Annotated in this window: 16 protein-coding genes; 12 read left to right on the forward strand and 4 right to left on the reverse strand. The window is 66.6% G+C overall.

The features are described from left to right. Positions 1–41 precede the first annotated feature (41 nt). A complete protein-coding gene (locus ACFC0O_RS02740; protein WP_375953246.1) occupies positions 42–1,553 on the forward strand; it encodes a hypothetical protein in 1,512 nt (503 codons plus the stop codon). Positions 1,554–1,615: 62 nt separating this feature from the next. Further along, on the forward strand, positions 1,616–2,068 hold the full coding sequence (locus tag ACFC0O_RS02745) for a flavodoxin domain-containing protein (RefSeq protein ID WP_375953248.1): 453 nt from the start codon (positions 1,616–1,618) through the stop codon (positions 2,066–2,068). A 35-nt stretch (positions 2,069–2,103) separates the two neighbouring features. Here ACFC0O_RS02745 and ACFC0O_RS02750 read toward each other — a convergent pair whose 3' ends face one another. Together ACFC0O_RS02750 and ACFC0O_RS02755 are read right to left on the reverse strand one after the other, a co-directional pair. Further along, a complete protein-coding gene (locus ACFC0O_RS02750) occupies positions 2,104–2,613 on the reverse strand; it encodes an HD domain-containing protein (RefSeq protein WP_375953250.1) in 510 nt (169 codons plus the stop codon). An 82-nt stretch (positions 2,614–2,695) separates the two neighbouring features. Further along, positions 2,696–3,160, reverse strand: coding sequence for a DUF6194 family protein (locus tag ACFC0O_RS02755; RefSeq protein ID WP_375953252.1), 465 nt, complete (start codon positions 3,158–3,160; stop codon positions 2,696–2,698). Positions 3,161–3,222: 62 nt separating this feature from the next. Here ACFC0O_RS02755 and ACFC0O_RS02760 point away from each other — a divergent pair, with 62 nt between their 5' ends. Continuing rightward, positions 3,223–3,933 carry a MerR family transcriptional regulator gene (locus ACFC0O_RS02760; protein ID WP_375953254.1) on the forward strand — a complete coding sequence of 237 codons (711 nt, stop codon included), beginning with the start codon at positions 3,223–3,225 and terminating at the stop codon, positions 3,931–3,933. Here ACFC0O_RS02760 and ACFC0O_RS02765 read toward each other — a convergent pair whose 3' ends face one another. Beyond that, positions 3,934–4,236: a hypothetical protein gene (locus ACFC0O_RS02765; protein WP_375953256.1), complete on the reverse strand. Its 303-nt coding sequence runs from the start codon at positions 4,234–4,236 to the stop codon at positions 3,934–3,936. 399 nt (positions 4,237–4,635) lie between these two features. Between ACFC0O_RS02765 and ACFC0O_RS02770 the strand changes: the two genes are divergently transcribed. Next, entirely contained in the window at positions 4,636–5,328 is a 693-nt protein-coding gene (locus tag ACFC0O_RS02770) for an LppP/LprE family lipoprotein (RefSeq protein ID WP_375953258.1), read from the forward strand. Between the two features lie 131 nt (positions 5,329–5,459). Beyond that, positions 5,460–6,029 carry a hypothetical protein gene (locus ACFC0O_RS02775; RefSeq protein WP_375953260.1) on the forward strand — a complete coding sequence of 190 codons (570 nt, stop codon included), beginning with the start codon at positions 5,460–5,462 and terminating at the stop codon, positions 6,027–6,029. A gap of 57 nt (positions 6,030–6,086) precedes the next feature. Here ACFC0O_RS02775 and ACFC0O_RS02780 read toward each other — a convergent pair whose 3' ends face one another. Further along, positions 6,087–7,073, reverse strand: coding sequence for a heme o synthase (locus ACFC0O_RS02780; RefSeq protein WP_375953261.1), 987 nt, complete (start codon positions 7,071–7,073; stop codon positions 6,087–6,089). A gap of 392 nt (positions 7,074–7,465) precedes the next feature. On the opposite strand from ACFC0O_RS02780, the gene tkt reads away from it, so the two are divergent. From tkt to ACFC0O_RS02815, 7 genes are all read left to right on the forward strand, one after another. Beyond that, positions 7,466–9,610, forward strand: a complete 2,145-nt coding sequence (gene tkt, locus ACFC0O_RS02785) for a transketolase (protein WP_375953263.1) — start codon at positions 7,466–7,468, stop codon at positions 9,608–9,610. 6 nt (positions 9,611–9,616) lie between these two features. Next, positions 9,617–10,750: a transaldolase gene (gene tal, locus ACFC0O_RS02790; protein ID WP_364632670.1), complete on the forward strand. Its 1,134-nt coding sequence runs from the start codon at positions 9,617–9,619 to the stop codon at positions 10,748–10,750. A gap of 2 nt (positions 10,751–10,752) precedes the next feature. Continuing rightward, positions 10,753–12,318, forward strand: coding sequence for a glucose-6-phosphate dehydrogenase (gene zwf / locus ACFC0O_RS02795; RefSeq protein WP_375953264.1), 1,566 nt, complete (start codon positions 10,753–10,755; stop codon positions 12,316–12,318). Further along, complete coding sequence (gene opcA / locus ACFC0O_RS02800; RefSeq protein ID WP_364632848.1) at positions 12,315–13,223, forward strand: glucose-6-phosphate dehydrogenase assembly protein OpcA; 909 nt, start codon at positions 12,315–12,317, stop codon at positions 13,221–13,223. The genes zwf and opcA overlap by 4 nt, the downstream gene beginning before the upstream one ends. Next, the gene (gene pgl / locus ACFC0O_RS02805) at positions 13,216–13,950 is read left to right on the forward strand and encodes a 6-phosphogluconolactonase (protein ID WP_375953266.1); all 735 of its coding nucleotides are present in this window, start codon (positions 13,216–13,218) and stop codon (positions 13,948–13,950) included. Before opcA ends, pgl begins: the two co-directional genes overlap by 8 nt. Positions 13,951–14,145: 195 nt before the next feature. Beyond that, positions 14,146–14,958, forward strand: a complete 813-nt coding sequence (locus ACFC0O_RS02810; protein WP_375953268.1) for a CPBP family intramembrane glutamic endopeptidase — start codon at positions 14,146–14,148, stop codon at positions 14,956–14,958. A 760-nt stretch (positions 14,959–15,718) separates the two neighbouring features. After that, on the forward strand, positions 15,719–17,212 hold the full coding sequence (locus ACFC0O_RS02815; RefSeq protein WP_375953270.1) for a carboxylesterase/lipase family protein: 1,494 nt from the start codon (positions 15,719–15,721) through the stop codon (positions 17,210–17,212). Positions 17,213–17,225 lie beyond the last annotated feature (13 nt).

Consider the following 17,225-nt stretch of genomic DNA (forward strand, 5'->3'; position numbering starts at 1 on the left):
GGCGGCCGGCAGGTGAAGGCATCGGTCAGAGGTGGTCTTGGATGTTGGTGAAGGTCCGCAACGACGACCCGTCGCGGCTGTCGGGCACCGAACGCACCGTGGTGAACTGGCTCAAATCCTGGAGCGGTCCGCACGCGGTACCCGGAATCGCGATCGTGCAATGCCAGGACGCCGATATCGTGGTGTGGACGCCGCAGACCAGTGTGGTGCTGGGCGTGCACGCCTTCGCCGAACGCGTCACCGGAACACTCACCTGCGCCGAGGGCGAGCCCTGGACGATCGACGGCAAACCCGCGCCCATCGACGGTGACGCCGATCCGCTCGAACGGGTCCGGCGGCAGACGATGGATCTGGCCCGTCAGCTCCGTTCCGCGCCCGGACGGGAGAACGTTCCGGTCAGCGGCCTCGTGCTGCTGGTGCCGCAGCTGGGCAGCCGGGTGAAGCTCGAAAAGGGGACGCTCCCACCGGGTATCGACGTCCTCATCGGGGACGGGCCGTCGTCGCTGCGCAGCTACTTCACCACGATCGCCGAGGGCGCGACGCCGTCCTGGGATGCCGCGCAGGTCGGCCAGGCGCTCGGGGCGCTCGGATTCGCCGCCGCCGCAACGTATTCCGATCTCGTATCGGAGGGTTTCCCGCCGCCGGAATCAGCGCGCAGTTCGGCGCTGCCGATGTCGGCCGCGCCGACGGTCGTGGTGCCCTCGGTGCCGGTGCAGACCGAGGCCCCGGCGGCACTGCCGAAGCGCGTCGCCGGAGCGTCCGGCATCCAATCGGTCAGCGGCTCCGGCACTTCCGGATCAGGGGCCCGCGAAGGCGGTCCGGCCGACCAGCCGGGCGGGCGCGGTGCGGCGGCGGGCGCGGGCGCGGCGGCGGGCGCGGCGGCGGGTGCGGCGGCCGCCGGAACAGCCGGTGCGAGTGGCGAATCCGGTGCGCCGAGCGGTCCGGGAGCCGCCGAACCCGCGCAGCGGTCCTCGCGCGCGGGCAAGGTCGCCGCGGCGGGCGCGGGTGTCGCGGGAGCCGCCGCGGCGGCGGCCGCCTATCGTGCCGTCACGGGATCCTCCGAACCCCACGAACCGCGCCCCAATGTCCCGCAGGGCGCACCGCAGGGTCCGCCGCCGCAACAGCCCCGGCCGCCGCAGCCCGTCGGCCCGCAAGGCAATCCACCGCCGCGTCAGCAACAGGTTCAGCAGGGCCCGCCCCCGGTCGAATCCCATCCGCAGGCAAGCTATTCCGCCGCACCCTCGCAACCGGCGGCCCCCGGCTTCCCGCTCTGGCCGAATCAGCAGAACCAGGGTCAGATGGCGCAGCGTCCGCGCCGCCGCAAGGATCTTCCGGTGTTGCTCGGGCTGATTCTGGTGGTGCTGGTGCTGGCGGTGGCCGCCATGTGCACCGGCCGCACCACCCACACCGATGAGAAGCCCGCCCCCGGCCAGCAGACCTCCGCGGTGCATCGCCCGTCGAGCAGCAGCGGCGGCGCGACCACGACCACCGACCCGACCATCCCCAAGACCACCATCGCTCCCCCGTGCTTCCCGATGCAGCCGGGTTGCTGACAACCCTCCCGCCCTTCAATGTAGGTTAGGCTTGGCTTACATACCTTGAAGGGAGTCTTTGCGTGCGCGTAGTCATTCTGTTCGGATCCGAAATGGGCACGGCCGAGAACGCCGCGGAAGCCATCGCGGATGAACTCACCGCCCATGACGTCTCGGTCTACGATATGACCGATTTCGACCCGGCCGATCTCGACGTCGCCGACTTCCACATCATCGTCTGCTCCACCTACGGCGACGGTGAACTCCCCACCGGCGCCGAACCCTTCTTCAACACCCTCGACGCCACCGTCCCCGATCTGACCGGCCTGCGCTTCGCCGTCTTCGGCCTCGGCGACATCATCTACGGCGACACCTTCAACCGCGGCGGCGAAATAGCCGCCGAAAAGCTCACCGCCCTGGGCGCGATCCAGATCGGCGAGCACGCCCGCCACGACTCCTCAACCGATATCCGCCCCAAGGACATGGCCCGCGACTGGGCCAACACCCTCCCGATCCCCACCCTGCTGAACACCTGAGCCCTACGGGATCGCCCGGTCACGCTCGACTCGAATCAGTCTGTCCAGCCGAGCAATTCGTCCAACCGCGCCCACATCTCCCGCACCACCGGATCCTCCGCGAGCAGTCCATGCAACTGCTCCCGGAATCCGGCGTACTCACCGCTGTACATCTCCAACAACCGCGGCTCACTCGCGACCGACGCCCGCACATTAGAAATCCGATCAGCCAACTTCAGCTTCACCGCCTCCGGCGTAGCCCGAATCTTCCCGTAAGCGTTGACATTCCGCTCCTTACGCGTCTCCCCCACCCCCGTAACCGCCCACACCAACCCCGCCACCCGCACCCCGAATTCGGCTTCGACCTCCTCGATCCCGACCCCGGTATCCTCCACCACGTCATGCAGCCACGCCGCCGCCCCGAACTCCGGATCAGTGACCCCGAATTCACGCAGCACCGCCCCGACAGCAGCCAGGTGATAGGTATACGGCCGCACCCCATACAACTGCCCGCCATGCGCCTTCGCTGCGAACGCCTGAGCGTCAGATCTCGAATCATTCTCCATGGGCCCACCGTGCCACACCACGATCAACGCGGCACTGGCGACGAAAACAACTGGGGTGCACACGAACTCGCCCGTGCGCAGATCAGCGATTCCGGGCGTATCGGGCGCGGGCTCGGTCGTATGCCGTTCGCAGCAGTTCGTCGATCACGGGTTCGGTTCGGGGGCCGGGGTTGAGGACCGCGAGCCAGCCCGCGCCCGCGTAGGTGGGGTGTGGGATGAGGGTGTCGAGGGCGCTCGGGTCGGTGGGGTGGGCGGATGACTCACGTGGTGGGTAGCCGAGGTGGGTAGTGAAGGCGTCTTTGCCCGCGTGGATGTTGAGGCGGAAGGTGTTGGGGCGGTTCAGGTTCGAGGAATTGTCGTCGGGGTAGTCCTTGGTGACGATGGTTGCGAAGGGTTGGGTTGCGGTGGGGATTTCGGCGTTGGGGGCGTAGTAGACGAAGGAGTCGCCCCAGGAGATTTCGGGGTAGGCGGGGTCGCCGGGGGCGGGTGACAGGCGCAGGGTGCCGGGTAGGGAATCCAGGAGGGTGATGAGTTCGTCGATGGTCATGGGTTCTAGCGTTACATTCATGTGCTTGTGGAGGGTTTCGCCGAGAATGGGCAGGTGACTGCGTGGCAGGTCTCCACTCGGGGGTGTTGCGTACTGCCGAGGTGGGGCGGCTGGCGGGGTATTCCGTACAGCAGGTGCGGAATCTCGAACGTGACGGCGTGTTGCCGCCTGCCGGGCGCACTGCCGCCGGGTATCGGGTTTATGACCGGTCGCATGTGTTGTCGGCGCGAGCGTATCGAGCGCTCGCGGCGGGGACGGGGCCGGTCGAGGCGAAACGGATCATGCGAGCAGCGCATGCGGATCCCGAGGTGACATTGCTGGAGTTGCTGGATGCGACGCATGCCGGGCTCGATCGGGAGCGGCGGGATCTCGCCGCTGCCAAGGCGGCCGTCCGGTTTATCAGTGCGGAGCCGGTCGCGCAGGTGCGCGACTCGGATGCGATGACGATCTCCGAGTTGGCCGACGCGCTCGGGATTCGGCCGTCGACGCTGCGGCATTGGGACGCAATGGGATTGGTGAGTCCGGGGCGGGGCAGCACCAGGGCGCGCACCTACTCCCCGGAGGATGTGCGGGCGGCCCGGATCGTGCATCAGCTGCGACTGGCCGGATACGGGATCACGTTGCTGCGGGGGCTGATGCCGGAGCTGCGCGGTGCACACCGCCGTGATGATGTGCTCACGGGCCTGGATGCCCGGGAAGCGACTATCCGCGCGCGGTCCAGGGCTCTGCTGGCGGGCGCGGCGGAACTCCACGCCCTGCTCACAGCCTCCTGATCAGGGTTCGACGGTGATCGTCAGGGTCGGATTGGGGTTGGGGCGGGAGCGGACCGTGGCGTCGGTGGCCACCTGAGAGGACGCGCATGCGCCCAGGCGGCCGTCCGCCTTGTAGACCACCGGCATACCGGCGAGGATGGCGTAGGCGCGGTCCCGTTCGACTAGATATTCGCGCGCACCCACGTTGAACACGTACATCTCATCGTTTTCGGTGATGGTCCGGTCGTCGAGACAGAATGTGCCCCAACGCCAATCGGACTCGAAGAACGCCCGAATGGTCTGCCGCGCCTGTTCGTACGTCACGCCCAAGGTTTCGGTCCCCAACCCTCATCGGTCACTGGTATCGGTCACGCCGCTGGATAACGCATTGTCCCTCATGGTGTTTGCTACGGGTGTACTCCTGCTGCGGCGAGTCGGGTTCCGGCGGAAGGGAATCGCAGACCAGGTGGTTCTCAACCAAGCGTTCAGCTGGCGTTGCCGGGTGGTCGCCGTAACTCCTCGTGATGCCCATATTTCTTGGGGCACAGGATCTTTGGGCAGACCCGCCGAGGTCCTGCGGATAACAGGACAAGTAGCCGGTCCGATGACCAAGTAGTTCTCCCGATAATCGAGATCACGATCCGAATGCCACCGGCAGGGTTGGCATATGCGGCGAGGACGCTGTTCTCCGGATGATTGCCGGACCAACTTCGAGGGGATCACATGAAAACCACCACGGCCGTACTCGCCGCTGGACTGGCGTTGCTGCTGAGCGGATGCGGTTCCACCACAACGGACTCCAGCGGTGCGAGCTCCACCTCCCGTTCGGTCTCCACCTCCGCCGCGACCCAGCCCACCAAGGCGACACAACCGGCCGACCAGTCCCAACAGCCCGGCACGCAACCCGGTCAGCAGACCCCCGTCAGCACCGAAACCGCGCCCGGCACCGCCATCACCGAAAGCCCCGCACCGAACAACCCGCCCGCGACCACCGTCGCCGCCCCGAACGGCAGCGGCCACGGCCTCTGCTTCGACGTCAACTCCGCACTCGCCAACACATCCCTGAACCGCCTCGCCGCAACCGCTTCCGGCCCCTGGCAGGTCGAATCGGGCAGCAACGACGCGATAGCGGACGGCTGCACCGGCGTCCTGTCCTACCTGGTAGCCACCTCGGGCAATATCCACCCCTACACCCACATCCTCTTCTTCACCAACGGCACCTACCTCGGCACCGCCACCTCCCAGCCTTACGGCTACACCAGCGTCACCGGCAAAACCCGCACCGCCGTCTCCGTCGACTACCGCTGGCTCAAAGGCAACGAAGCCCTCTGCTGCCCCGAAGGCGGCCCCAGCACGGTCACCTTCACCCTCAGCGGCACCACGGTCCAAGCCAACGGCCAGTTCCCGCCGAAGTAGCACACCCGCGTCAGTGGTCTCCGGTACCCGGCAGCCGTCGCTGTCGGGTTGAGAGGCAATCCGCATATATCTTCATTGGTGCAGGTTTTGGGGCTGGTGAGGAGAGAGCGGGTTCGATGCACTGGGATCAGATGAGAGATACGCCCGAGGATTTGCGCAGGCGGGCGACGCGGTTGCGCAGGGGGATCGGGCAGTTGGGGATTTTGGAGTCGATTATCGAGGCGGCGGAGGGGCCGTGGCTGGGGGCCATGGACGCCGATGGGCGGGGGGCCGCGGAACTGCGGATGCATTTGGCGGGGAAGTATCGACTGCTGGTGGTGGTGACCAGTGCGGGGAAAATCAGCCTGGTGCATGTGAATTCGCTGGTCAAGGGTGGGGACGGGGAGAAGGTCCTGTCCACCAAGACCGCGCTGCGCAAGGGGTGGGATGAGGAGAAGATGCCCAAGCCGCAGGAGTGGGTGGAGTACGCGGTGCGGTGGGTGTCGGATGTCAGTGGCGAGGTCGACCGGCGCGATGTCGTGGAATGGCTGCTGGCGGGGGCGGATCGCAAGCTGAGCACGGTGAACGATGTGATCGAGAGTCTGCGGATAAGTCTGCGCGAGCAGGAGGAGGTCCGCGATGAGCGCGCGGCCGAGGTCGCCGAGCTCAAAGCCGAACTGAAATACCTCAATTCGGTCGCCGAGCGCCAGGCCGTCGAATAACGAAAACCGCCGCCGGACACGGGGTCCGGCGGCGGTGATGTTTCGAATTGTCGCGGGTCAGCCGAAGGCGATGTGGCCCAGGGTGTTCCAGCCCATGACCGAGTCGACCGCCAAGCCGCAGAAGACCACGGCGAGGTAATTGTTCGACTGCAGGAACAGGCGCAGCGGCTTCACCGGCTCGCCCCGGCGCACGCCGGAGTAGAGCTGGTGCGCCATCAGCAGGAACCACGCGCCCGCCGCGATGGCCACGGCCGCGTAGATGGCTCCGGCCGCCGGAACCAGTGCCAGCGTCGCCAGCACCGTCAACCAGGTGTAGATGACGATCTGCTTGGTGACGACCTGCTCGGTGGCCACCACGGGCAGCATCGGCACGCCGGCCGCCTTGTAATCCTCCTTGTAGCGCATGGCGAGCGCCCAGGTGTGCGGCGGCGTCCAGAAGAAGATGATCAGGAACAGCACGATGGCGGGCCAGCCGATATTGCCGGTGACAGCGGACCAGCCCACGAGCGCGGGCATGCATCCGGCCGCGCCACCCCAGATCACATTCTGTGAGGTGCGCCGCTTGAGGCCCAGGGTGTAGACGAAGACGTAGAACAGAATCGTCGCCACCACCAGCACACCGCTGAGCAGGTTCGCCTGCCACCACAGCCACGCGAACGAGCCGAGCCCGAGCACGATGCCGAAGACCGCGGCATTGCGCGTCGGCACGGCCTCGCGTGCCAGCGGACGCTTGGAGGTCCGCTTCATCACCTTGTCGATATCGGCGTCCGCCACGCAGTTCAGCGTGTTGGCCGAGGCCGCGCCCATCCACCCGCCGAACAGCGTGGCCAGGATGAGCCGCAGATCCGCGTGCCCGCGGTCGGCCAGCAGCATGGTGGGAATCGTTGCCACCAGCAACAACTCGATCACCCGGGGCTTGGTGAGCGCGATATACGCCAGCACCCGCCGGGTGCCCGCGGCGAGCGGTCCACTACCCGTGACGCGGTCGGCCAGCACCGTCCCGGAGGAGCCGTGAGCGCCACCCGGCTGTTGCCCAATCCGCACTGTTTCTCCTCGCACGCCGTGCACTTGATCCGGTCTGGAAAGCAGCGCGCTCTGCTATCCCCCTTGGAGACATGACTGTGCCGGCGCGGCTACTACTACAGAGCATGGTAGACCCACGCCGACCGTGCTCTCGCCCAGGTCCGGCCCGGACGCACCGAAACCGGTTCGAAATCGGGTCTACGGGGCATCACGAAAGGGTCCGCGCGAGGACACGAACGTCGACACGTCGGCCGGTGAACGCGGGTTCCCGCGTGGAGCGGAAACCGCCACCTCTAGGGTGGTGGCTAGTCCGGTGCGCTGTCGGATGATTGAGTCGGCGCATCGCGCACGCCCCCGCCAGCGAGCCCGCCGACAACCTCAGTGTTCACGAGAAGGTCAGGAGAACCTCGGTCGTGTCAGTCACAGACGACATCCGCGCCCTCACGCAGCCGCATCACCCCACCGACTGGTCCGAAGTGGACACCAGGGCCGTTGACACGGCCCGTGTCCTCGCCGCCGATGCGGTGCAGAACGCCGGAAACGGCCATCCCGGTACCGCAATGAGCCTGGCGCCGTTGGCGTACACGCTGTTTCAGCGTGTGATGCGCATCGATCCGAGTGATCCGGAGTGGGTGGGGCGCGACCGTTTCGTGCTGTCCTGCGGCCACTCCAGCCTCACCCAGTACGTCCAGCTGTACCTCGCCGGTTTCGGTCTCGAGCTCGATGACCTGGTGAACCTGCGCAAGTGGGGTTCGCTGACCCCGGGCCACCCCGAGTACCGGCACACCAACGGTGTGGAGATCACCACCGGTCCGCTGGGTCAGGGTCTGGCGTCGGCGGTCGGCATGTCGATGGCGTCGCGGCGTGAGCGCGGCCTGTTCGATCCGGCTGCGGCACAGGGCGAGAGCGCGTTCGATCACTTCATCTACGTCATCGCCTCCGACGGCGATCTGGAAGAGGGCGTCACCTCCGAGGCGTCCTCGCTCGCGGGCACCCAGCAGCTGGGCAATCTGATCGTCTTCTACGACGACAACCGCATCTCCATCGAGGATGACACCCGCATCGCGTTCACCGAGGATGTGGCGGCGCGCTACCGCGCGTACGACTGGCATGTGCAGGTCGTCGAGGGCGGCGAGAATGTGACCGGTATCGAAGAGGCCGTCACCGCCGCGCAGGCCGTGACCGATAAGCCGTCGATCATCGTGCTGCGCACCATCATCGGCTTCCCGGCTCCGACCAAGATGAACACCGGTGGCGCGCACGGCGCGGCGCTGGGCAAGGACGAGGTCGCCGCCACCAAGAAGGTGCTGGGTTTCGACCCGGAGCAGAACTTCGAGGTCGACGAATCGGTCATCGCGCACACCCGCAGCCAGGTCGCCGATCGCGCCAAGGCCGCCAAGGCCGCTTGGCAGGATCAGTTCGACGCGTGGGCCGCGGCCAACCCGGAGAACAAGGCGCTGTTCGATCGCCTGCAGACCCGCGCGCTGCCGCAGGGCTGGGCCGAGACGCTGCCGTCGTGGCCCGCCGATCCGAAGGGTATGGCCACCCGTAAGGCGTCCGGTGCGGTGCTCGCCGCGCTCGCGCCGGTGCTGCCGGAACTGTGGGGCGGTTCGGCCGACCTCGCCGAGTCCAACAACACCACCATGCCGAACACCCCGAGCTTCGGCCCGGAGGACATCTCCACCGGTATGTGGAAGGCCAACCCGTACGGCCGCACGCTGCACTTCGGTGTCCGCGAGCACGCCATGGGCTCCATCCTCAATGGCATTGCGCTGCACGGTCCGACGCGTCCTTACGGCGGCACCTTCCTGGTGTTCTCCGATTACATGCGCCCCGCGGTGCGCCTGGGCGCGCTCATGCGCACCCCGGTCACCTACGTGTGGACGCACGACTCCATCGGCCTGGGCGAGGACGGTCCCACGCATCAGCCGATCGAGCATCTGGCCGCGCTGCGCGCCATCCCGGGCCTGAACGTGGTGCGCCCGGGTGACGCCAACGAGACCGCGTACGCCTGGCGCACCATCCTGGAACGTGACTCCGCCGAACGGCATTCGCATTTCGTGCCCGCCGATGCCCCGCATCAGGACGGTCCGTCCGCGCTGGCGCTGACCCGTCAGGATCTGCCGATCCAGGAGGGCACCTCGTACGAGGGTGTCGCCAAGGGCGGTTACGTGCTGGCCGAATCATCCACCGCCACACCGCAGGTGATCCTGATCGCCACCGGTTCGGAACTCCAGCTCGCGGTCGAAGCCCGCGCTACGCTCGAGGCGCAGGGTGTCGGCACCCGCGTGGTGTCCATGCCGTGTGTGGAGTGGTTCGACGCGCAGGATCAGGCCTACCGGGATCAGGTGCTGCCGCCGTCGGTGCGCGCACGGGTCACGGTCGAGGCCGGGATCGCGATGCCGTGGCACCGATTCACCGGTGACGCCGGTGAGAACGTGTCCATCGAGCACTTCGGCGCCTCCGCCGATTACAAGACGCTGTTCCGCGAGTTCGGCATCACCACCGAAGCTGTGGTCGACGCCGCCAACCGCTCGCTCACCAAGGTGAAGGGATAAGCCACCATGACTCAGAACACCAACCTCGCGGCCCTGTCGGCCGCCGGGGTCTCGGTGTGGCTCGACGATCTCTCGCGTGATCGCATCAAGTCCGGGAACCTCCAGGACCTGATCGATACCCGCAGTGTCGTCGGTGTCACCACGAACCCGACCATCTTCCAGGGCGCGCTGTCGCAGGGCCACGATTACGACGCCCAGGTGCGCGAGCTCGCTGCCCGCGGCGCCGATGTGGATTCCGCGATTCGCACCATCACCACCGATGACGTGCGCGCGGCCTGCGATATCTTCGCCGACGTGTTCACCGCTTCGGGCGGTAAGGACGGCCGCGTCTCCATCGAGGTCGATCCGCGCCTGGCGTTCGACACCGACGGCACGGTGGCGCAGGCCATCGAGCTGTGGAAGATCGTCGACCGCCCGAACCTGCTCATCAAGATTCCGGCGACCGAGGCCGGTATCCCGGCCATCACGCGGGTGATCTCCGAGGGCATCAGCGTGAATGTGACGTTGATCTTCTCGGTCGAGCGGTACCGCGCGGTCATGGGCGCGTACCTGGACGGTCTGACCAACGCGCTGACCGCCGGGCATGATCTGGCCAAGATCCATTCCGTCGCTTCGTTCTTCGTGTCCCGCGTGGACTCCGAGATCGACAAGCGCCTCGAGGCCATCGGCACCGAGGAGGCGCTGGCGCTGCGCGGTAAGGCCGGAATCGCCAACGCGCGCTTGGCCTATGCCGCCTACCAGGATGTCTTCGACGGCGGCGCACACACTTCGGTGTACGCGCGGCTGCGGGCCTCCGGTGGCGCGAACGCGCAGCGGGCGCTGTGGGCCTCGACCGGTGTGAAGAACCCGGACTACCCGGACACCATGTACGTGACCGAGCTGGTGGGTCCGAACACGGTGAACACGTTGCCGGAGAAGACGCTGCAGGCCGCCGCCGATCATGCCGAGATCACCGGGGACACGCTGTCCGGTACCGGTCCGGCCGCGCAGGAGATCTTCGATCAGGTCGCCGCCGCCGGCGTCAACCTGGACGAGGTCTTCGGTGTGCTCGAGGTCGAGGGCGTCGACAAATTCGTGAAGTCCTGGGAGGAACTGCTGGTCGCCACGACCGAGCAGCTCCAGGTAGCCGGAGGAAACTGACGGTGACAGCCCGCGCGGCGACAACGGTCACGAAGGGGAACCCGCTCCGCGATGGGCGGGACAGCCGGGTTCCCCGCATCGCCGGACCGTGCAGCATGGTGATTTTCGGGGTGACCGGTGACCTGTCGCGGCGCAAACTGCTGCCGGCCATCTATGACCTGGCGAACCGGGGGCTGCTGCCCCCCGGTTTCGCCCTGGTCGGGTTCGCCCGGCGCGATTTCTCCGATGAGGAATTCGCGACCCTGGTGAAGGATTCGGTCAGCTCGTCGGCGCGCACCCCCTTCCGTGAGGAAGTGTGGGAGCAGCTGCGCGAGGGATTGCGGTTCGTCCAAGGCACTTTCGAGGACGACGCCGCCTTCCATCGGCTGGCCACCACGCTCAAGGATCTCGATCGGGATCGCGGGACGGGCGGCAATCACGCCTTCTACCTGGCGATTCCGCCGACCGAGTTCCCGATCGTGCTGGACGGGCTCTCCAAGAACGGTCTGGCGCAACCGAATCCGGCGCAGACCGAACAGGCTCCGGCCTGGCGGCGCGTGGTGATCGAGAAGCCGTTCGGGCACGATCTGGAGAGTGCGCGCGATCTCAACGCGCTGGTCAATCGGGTGTTCCCGGAGTCGTCGGTCTTCCGCATCGACCACTACCTGGGCAAGGAGACGGTGCAGAATATTCTGGCGCTGCGCTTCGCGAACCAGCTGTGGGATCCGATCTGGAATGCCAATTACGTCGACCATGTGCAGATCACCATGGCCGAGGACATCGGATTGGGCGGGCGCGCAGGGTATTACGACGGTATCGGCGCGGCCCGCGATGTGATCCAGAACCATCTGCTGCAGCTGCTGGCGCTGACGGCGATGGAAGAGCCGGTGTCCTTCCAGCCCAAGCAATTGCAGATCGAGAAGATCAAGGTGCTCTCGGCGACGAAACTCGCTGAGCCGCTTGACGAGACGACCGCGCGCGGGCAATACACCTCCGGGTGGCAGGGCAGTGAACCCGTGGTGGGGCTGTTGCAGGAGGAGGGTTTCGACCCGAATTCGCGCACCGAGACCTATGCGGCGATCACCCTGGCCGTGGAGACGCGGCGCTGGGCGGGGGTGCCGTTCTATCTGCGCACCGGAAAACGCCTGGGTCGCCGCGTCACCGAGATCGCGGTGGTGTTCAAGCGCGCACCGCATCTGCCGTTCGATCAGACCATGACCGAGGAACTCGGGCAGAACGCGCTGGTGATTCGGGTGCAGCCGGATGAGGGCATCACCATGCGATTCGGGTCCAAGGTGCCCGGGTCCAGCATGGAGGTCCGCGATGTGAATATGGACTTCAGCTACGGCGAAGCCTTCACCGAGGACTCCCCCGAGGCGTACGAGCGGCTGATTCTCGATGTGCTGCTGGGTGTTCCGTCGCTCTTCCCGGTCAATGAGGAAGTCGAATTGTCCTGGAACATCCTGGATCCCGTCCTCGACCATTGGGCGTCGACCGGGAAACCGGATCCGTACGAGGCCGGGACCTGGGGCCCGGAATCCGCTGACGAGATGCTCGCGCGCAGCGGGCGGGAATGGCGGCGACCGTGATCATCGATATGCCCGATACCGATACCCGCGAGGTGTCCAAGCGGCTGATTCAACTGCGTGAGGCCAATGGCGTGGTCACCGTGGGGCGGGTGCTGACCCTGGTGGTGTGCACCCTGGACAGCTCCGAGGCCGAGGACGCGATCGATGCGGCCAATGACGCCTCGCGTGAACATCCTTGCCGGGTAATAGTTCTCGCACGCGGTGACCGCAATGCGGGCACGCGCTTGGACGCTCAGATCCGAGTAGGCGGGGATGCCGGTGCGGCGGAGGTGATCGTGCTGCGGTTGCAGGGTGATCTGGTGGCGCACGAGAGCAGTGTGGTGGTGCCGTTCCTGCTGCCCGACACCCCCGTGGTGGCGTGGTGGCCGCGTGGGGCCCCGGAGTTCCCGTCCAAGGATTCGGTGGGGCGCTTGGCGACTCGGCGTATCACCGATGCCACGTTCGCGGCGGATCCGCAGGAGACGATCAAGAAGCGTCGCGATTCGTACGCGACCGGCGATACCGATCTGGCGTGGAGCCGGATCACCTACTGGCGGGCGCTGCTGGCGGCGGCACTCGACGAAGCGCCGTTCGAAGCCGTTGAGTCCGTGACGATTTCGGGTCTGCGCGATGAGCCCGCGCTGGACATGCTGGCAGGGTGGCTGGCCGCCCGGCTGGATTGCCCGGTGGTGCGCAAGACCGGTGAGCTGAAGGTGGAGATGCGCCGATCGTCGGTGTCCATCTCCATCGCCCGCCCGCAGCACGGGCGTACCGCCACCCTGACCCGCACCGGCGAGCCCGATCAGCGATTCGCGCTGGCGCGCAGGGAAACTCGTGACTGCCTCGCCGAGGAACTGCGCCACCTCGACGCCGATGAGATCTACGCCGAGGCGCTGACCGGAATCGAGAAGGTGACCTATGAGTAAGCCCACCGTCGAAACCTTCAGCGGGCCCGACGAACTCGTTCAGGCTGCCGCCGCGCGTTTCGTGGTTCAGGTTGTCGAGGCGCAACGGCTGCGCGGGTCCGCCTCGGTGATCCTCACCGGCGGCGGTACCGGTATCGGGCTGCTGGAATGGGTGCGTAAGGCACCGGGCGATATCGATTGGTCCAAGCTCGACATCTTCTGGGGGGATGAGCGTTTCGTCCCCACCGGCGATCCCGAGCGCAATGACCTGCAGGCCCGCCAGGCGCTCCTGGATCACGTCCCCGTGGATCCGTCCCGCGTGCACCCCACCGAGACCTCCAGTGGCGACTACCCGGACATTCTCGAAGCCACCGGCGAGTACTCGGCCACCGTGCACGCGCACCTCGCCGAACACGGGGCCTTCGACCTCCACCTGCTCGGCATGGGCGGTGAGGGCCATATCAACTCGCTCTTCCCGCATACCGCCGCCACCCGCGAGGAGCACGATCTCGTTGTGGCGGAAACCCATTCGCCCAAGCCCCCGGCGGCCCGCATCACCCTGACGCTGCCCGCCATCCGCAAGTCCCGGCACGTCATGATCATCACCGCGGGTGAGGCCAAGGCCGCGGCGGTAGCCGCAGCCTTGAACGGCGCGTCCCCCCTGGATATCCCGGCGGCCGGTGCCATCGGCACCGAATCCACCACCTGGCTGCTCGACGAAGCCGCCGCGGCGGATCTCCCCCGCTGACGGCAGCCGTCCACCGGTAGCGCTGCACGGCCGAGTCGTCTTCGGACGAAGCGACTCCTGACGGCGGCTATAGCCCCACGAAAGCCGAGTCCCCTTAGGGTGACTCGACTTTCGCGTCGCGCCCCCTGCTCATACCCGAAATCCAGTACTCCAGGGTGATCCCTCAATGGGATATCGCCTGCCAGGGTGATGCCTGTGAGCCCCACCGGTATCAGCAACGCGAACCCCGGCCCCGCCCGCGTTCCGCGATCACCAACGGCCGCAAAGCTATGGTCCGCCCTGGGTGTCTACATCCTCGCGACCCTCACCGCCTCGGTCGCTCTACTTGCGGCACAACCTCATTCGGGCATAGACCCCGCCGCCCTGTCCCTGGTCCAGTTCGCCCCCGCCCTGGGCGCACTGACAACCTGGCTCCTATTCAGAAAAACCATCACCGCCGCACTCCCCCCGGCGACCTCCTCCCGCCAACTAACCAAAAACCTACTGGCGGTAGTAACAGCCTGCACACTCTTCTACCTACTCATCACCGCAGCCGCCCTGCTCACGAACACCGCCCTGGTAGGCCCCGCCCCGGTAGGCGGCGTACCTTTCGCGATCTTCATCCCCCTCCAGCTGATCGGCGCATTCGGCGAGGAAACCGGCTGGCGCGGCCTAATGCAACCCCTCCTCGAATCCCGCCTGACCAAATTCGCAGCAATCCTCACCACCGGAACCACCTGGGCCCTATGGCACGTCCAAGCCTTCACCGCAGGCCCCATAACCGCCCTCTGCTTCTTCCTGGGCGTCCTATCCTTCGCCACCATCCTCGGCTACCTCAGCACCGGCACCTTCCGCCAAAGAGTCCTGATCGCCGCAGTAGGCCACTGGCTCATCAACATCGCCTCCTGCCTCCTCACGGGCGACAACACCCTCGACCACCCCCAGGTCATCTTCACCGCGGTCGCAGCCGCCATCACCGCCGCAGCTGTAACCACCTACCACTTCCACTCAACCCGCGCCCACCCCTAACCCACCCTCAGGACTCATACCCCAACGGATAGAACACCTTCCCAGCCTCCAACAACGCCGCCGCAGCCCGATACTCGCGATCATCTCCCCGCAACAGCGGCAACACATCATCCGCATGACACATCGGCAAATGCGCCGACCCCCGAAAATGAGCCTCCACCAACCGCACAATCAACTCCCCCGCCAACCGAGGCGGCTCCGCCCGCCCATCACCCACACCCATGCCACACAGCATCCCGCATAGGTCCGACACCAAACCTTGGCTGCCCGCAGTCTTCCCGCCCAAGCAAATGGGGGCGACCGAATGACAGTCGTGTTCACTACCGTCGCAGTCCATGATGAAGAAGAGTTTGACCGTTCTTGCTTGTGCCGCAGCACTTTCCGCCGTCGGAGCCGGGTCGGCGTCCGCGCTGCCATTGGGGTCCGCGGATGTTCCGGTGAATTTGGGTTCCGCGCAGGCGGTTACGGGGTCAGGGGGTGGGGCGCTGTCCGGGAGTGCACATTCGTTGGCTGGGCTGTTGGCGGGGAGTAGTACGCCGTTCGTGAGCGGGAGTGCACAGGATCTGGGGAATGTGTTGAACTGCCTGTTCCCGAGTCCGGTGACACTTTGTGTGCGCGGCTGAAAGTCGGCAAAGTAGTCGGTTCACCGGATTCGGTTGCGTGAGGGTGACTCTCGACATCGGGGCGGCGGTAAGGTCGGGGCGACGTAGCTAGGGCGGGGGCCATGGTGGGGCATGAGCGGGTTCGGCAAGGCATTGGTGTGGTCGAGACCAGCCTCGGGGCGGTGCGGGGGCGATGGGAGGGCGCTGTTGCGGTGTTTCGGGGCATTCCGTATGCGGAACCGCCTGTCGCACAGCGACGATTCGCCGCACCGGTTCCGGTGCGGCGTTGGGACGGCGTTCGGGATGCGCTGGAGTTCGGGCCGTCGGTTCCGCAGGTGGGGCATATCGGGTCTGTGATGTCGTCGGTGTCGGGGGACAGCGGGGACGGCTCCGGGGACTGTTTGACGGTCAATGTCTGGTCGCCGGATCTCGGTGGGGTGCGGCTGCCCGTTATGGTGTGGATTCAGGGCGGGACGTATCTGGAGAATCACAGTCGGAATCCGCATTATGACGGCGCTGTGCTGGCTGGATGCGGTGTGGTTGTGGTCAGCATGAACTATCGCGTGGGGGCGGATGGGTTCGCTCGGATAAGCGGCGCGCCGGACAATCGCGGGATTCTCGATCAGATCGAGGCGTTGCGATGGGTGCGGGAGAATATCGGCGCGTTCGGGGGCGATTCGGGGAACGTCACGGTGTTCGGCCAGTCGGCGGGTGCGGCGTGTATTGCCGCGCTGCTGGTTATGCCGAAGGCGGCGGGGCTGTTTCGGCGGGCGATCTGCCAGAGCATGCTGGGTACCTATTTCTCCGGTCGGCTGGCAGGCGCGATCTCGGCGACGATCGCCGCACGACTCGGCGTCCACGCGACCGTCGACGAGCTGAGCCGCTTTCCGCCACGCGCCCTGATCGATGCGACGACCGCGGTAATCCGGTCGATGCCGGGGCTGGTCGAGTCCTGGGGACCGATGGCCCTCACTCCGACACCCTTCTCGCCGATCATCGACGGTGAGATCCTGCCGTCCGCTCCGTGGCACGCGCTCGCGAATGGCGCCGCACGAGATGTCGAACTACTCATCGGGCATACCCGCGACGAATATCGGCTCTACACAACGCAACCCGATGGCGTGCCTAATCGGGCACGAATCGCCGAGGCATTCGCGCACCTCGCTCCCGGCGGGCACGACGCGGCTTATCGCACGGCCTATCCGCATGCCACGTCCCTGCAACGCTACGAATATCTGAACGCCGACTCGCTGTTTCGGATGCCGAGCCTGCACCTGGCAGATGCCGCACACTCTGGTGGCGGGCCGGTGTGGTTCTACGAACTGGGCTGGAGTTTCAACTCCGAACAGGGTGCCTCGCACTGCCTGGACTTCCTGCTCATCTTCGGCACGCTCGGGCCCGAGGAGGCGAGTGCCCATCGCTCCGCTCATCCGGACGTCGCTATCGAAATCACCGGTGTCGGCGCCCGCATGCGGGCCGATTGGGTTAATTTCGCCGCGGACGGTTCACCGGGGTGGGCGCCCTACGATTCGCGCGCACGCACCACCCGCGTGTACGACGCTCAGCCGACTACGCGGCCCTACCCCGAGGATCGATCGCGGCGCATCTGGGCCGCGCATCGGTTCGGGACGCTGGATCTGCCACGCTCCTGATCCGCTCGGAAGG

The sequence above is a fragment of the Nocardia sp. NPDC056100 genome (assembly GCF_042266325.1).
In the GTDB taxonomy this organism is placed as follows: Bacteria; Actinomycetota; Actinomycetes; order Mycobacteriales; family Mycobacteriaceae; genus Nocardia.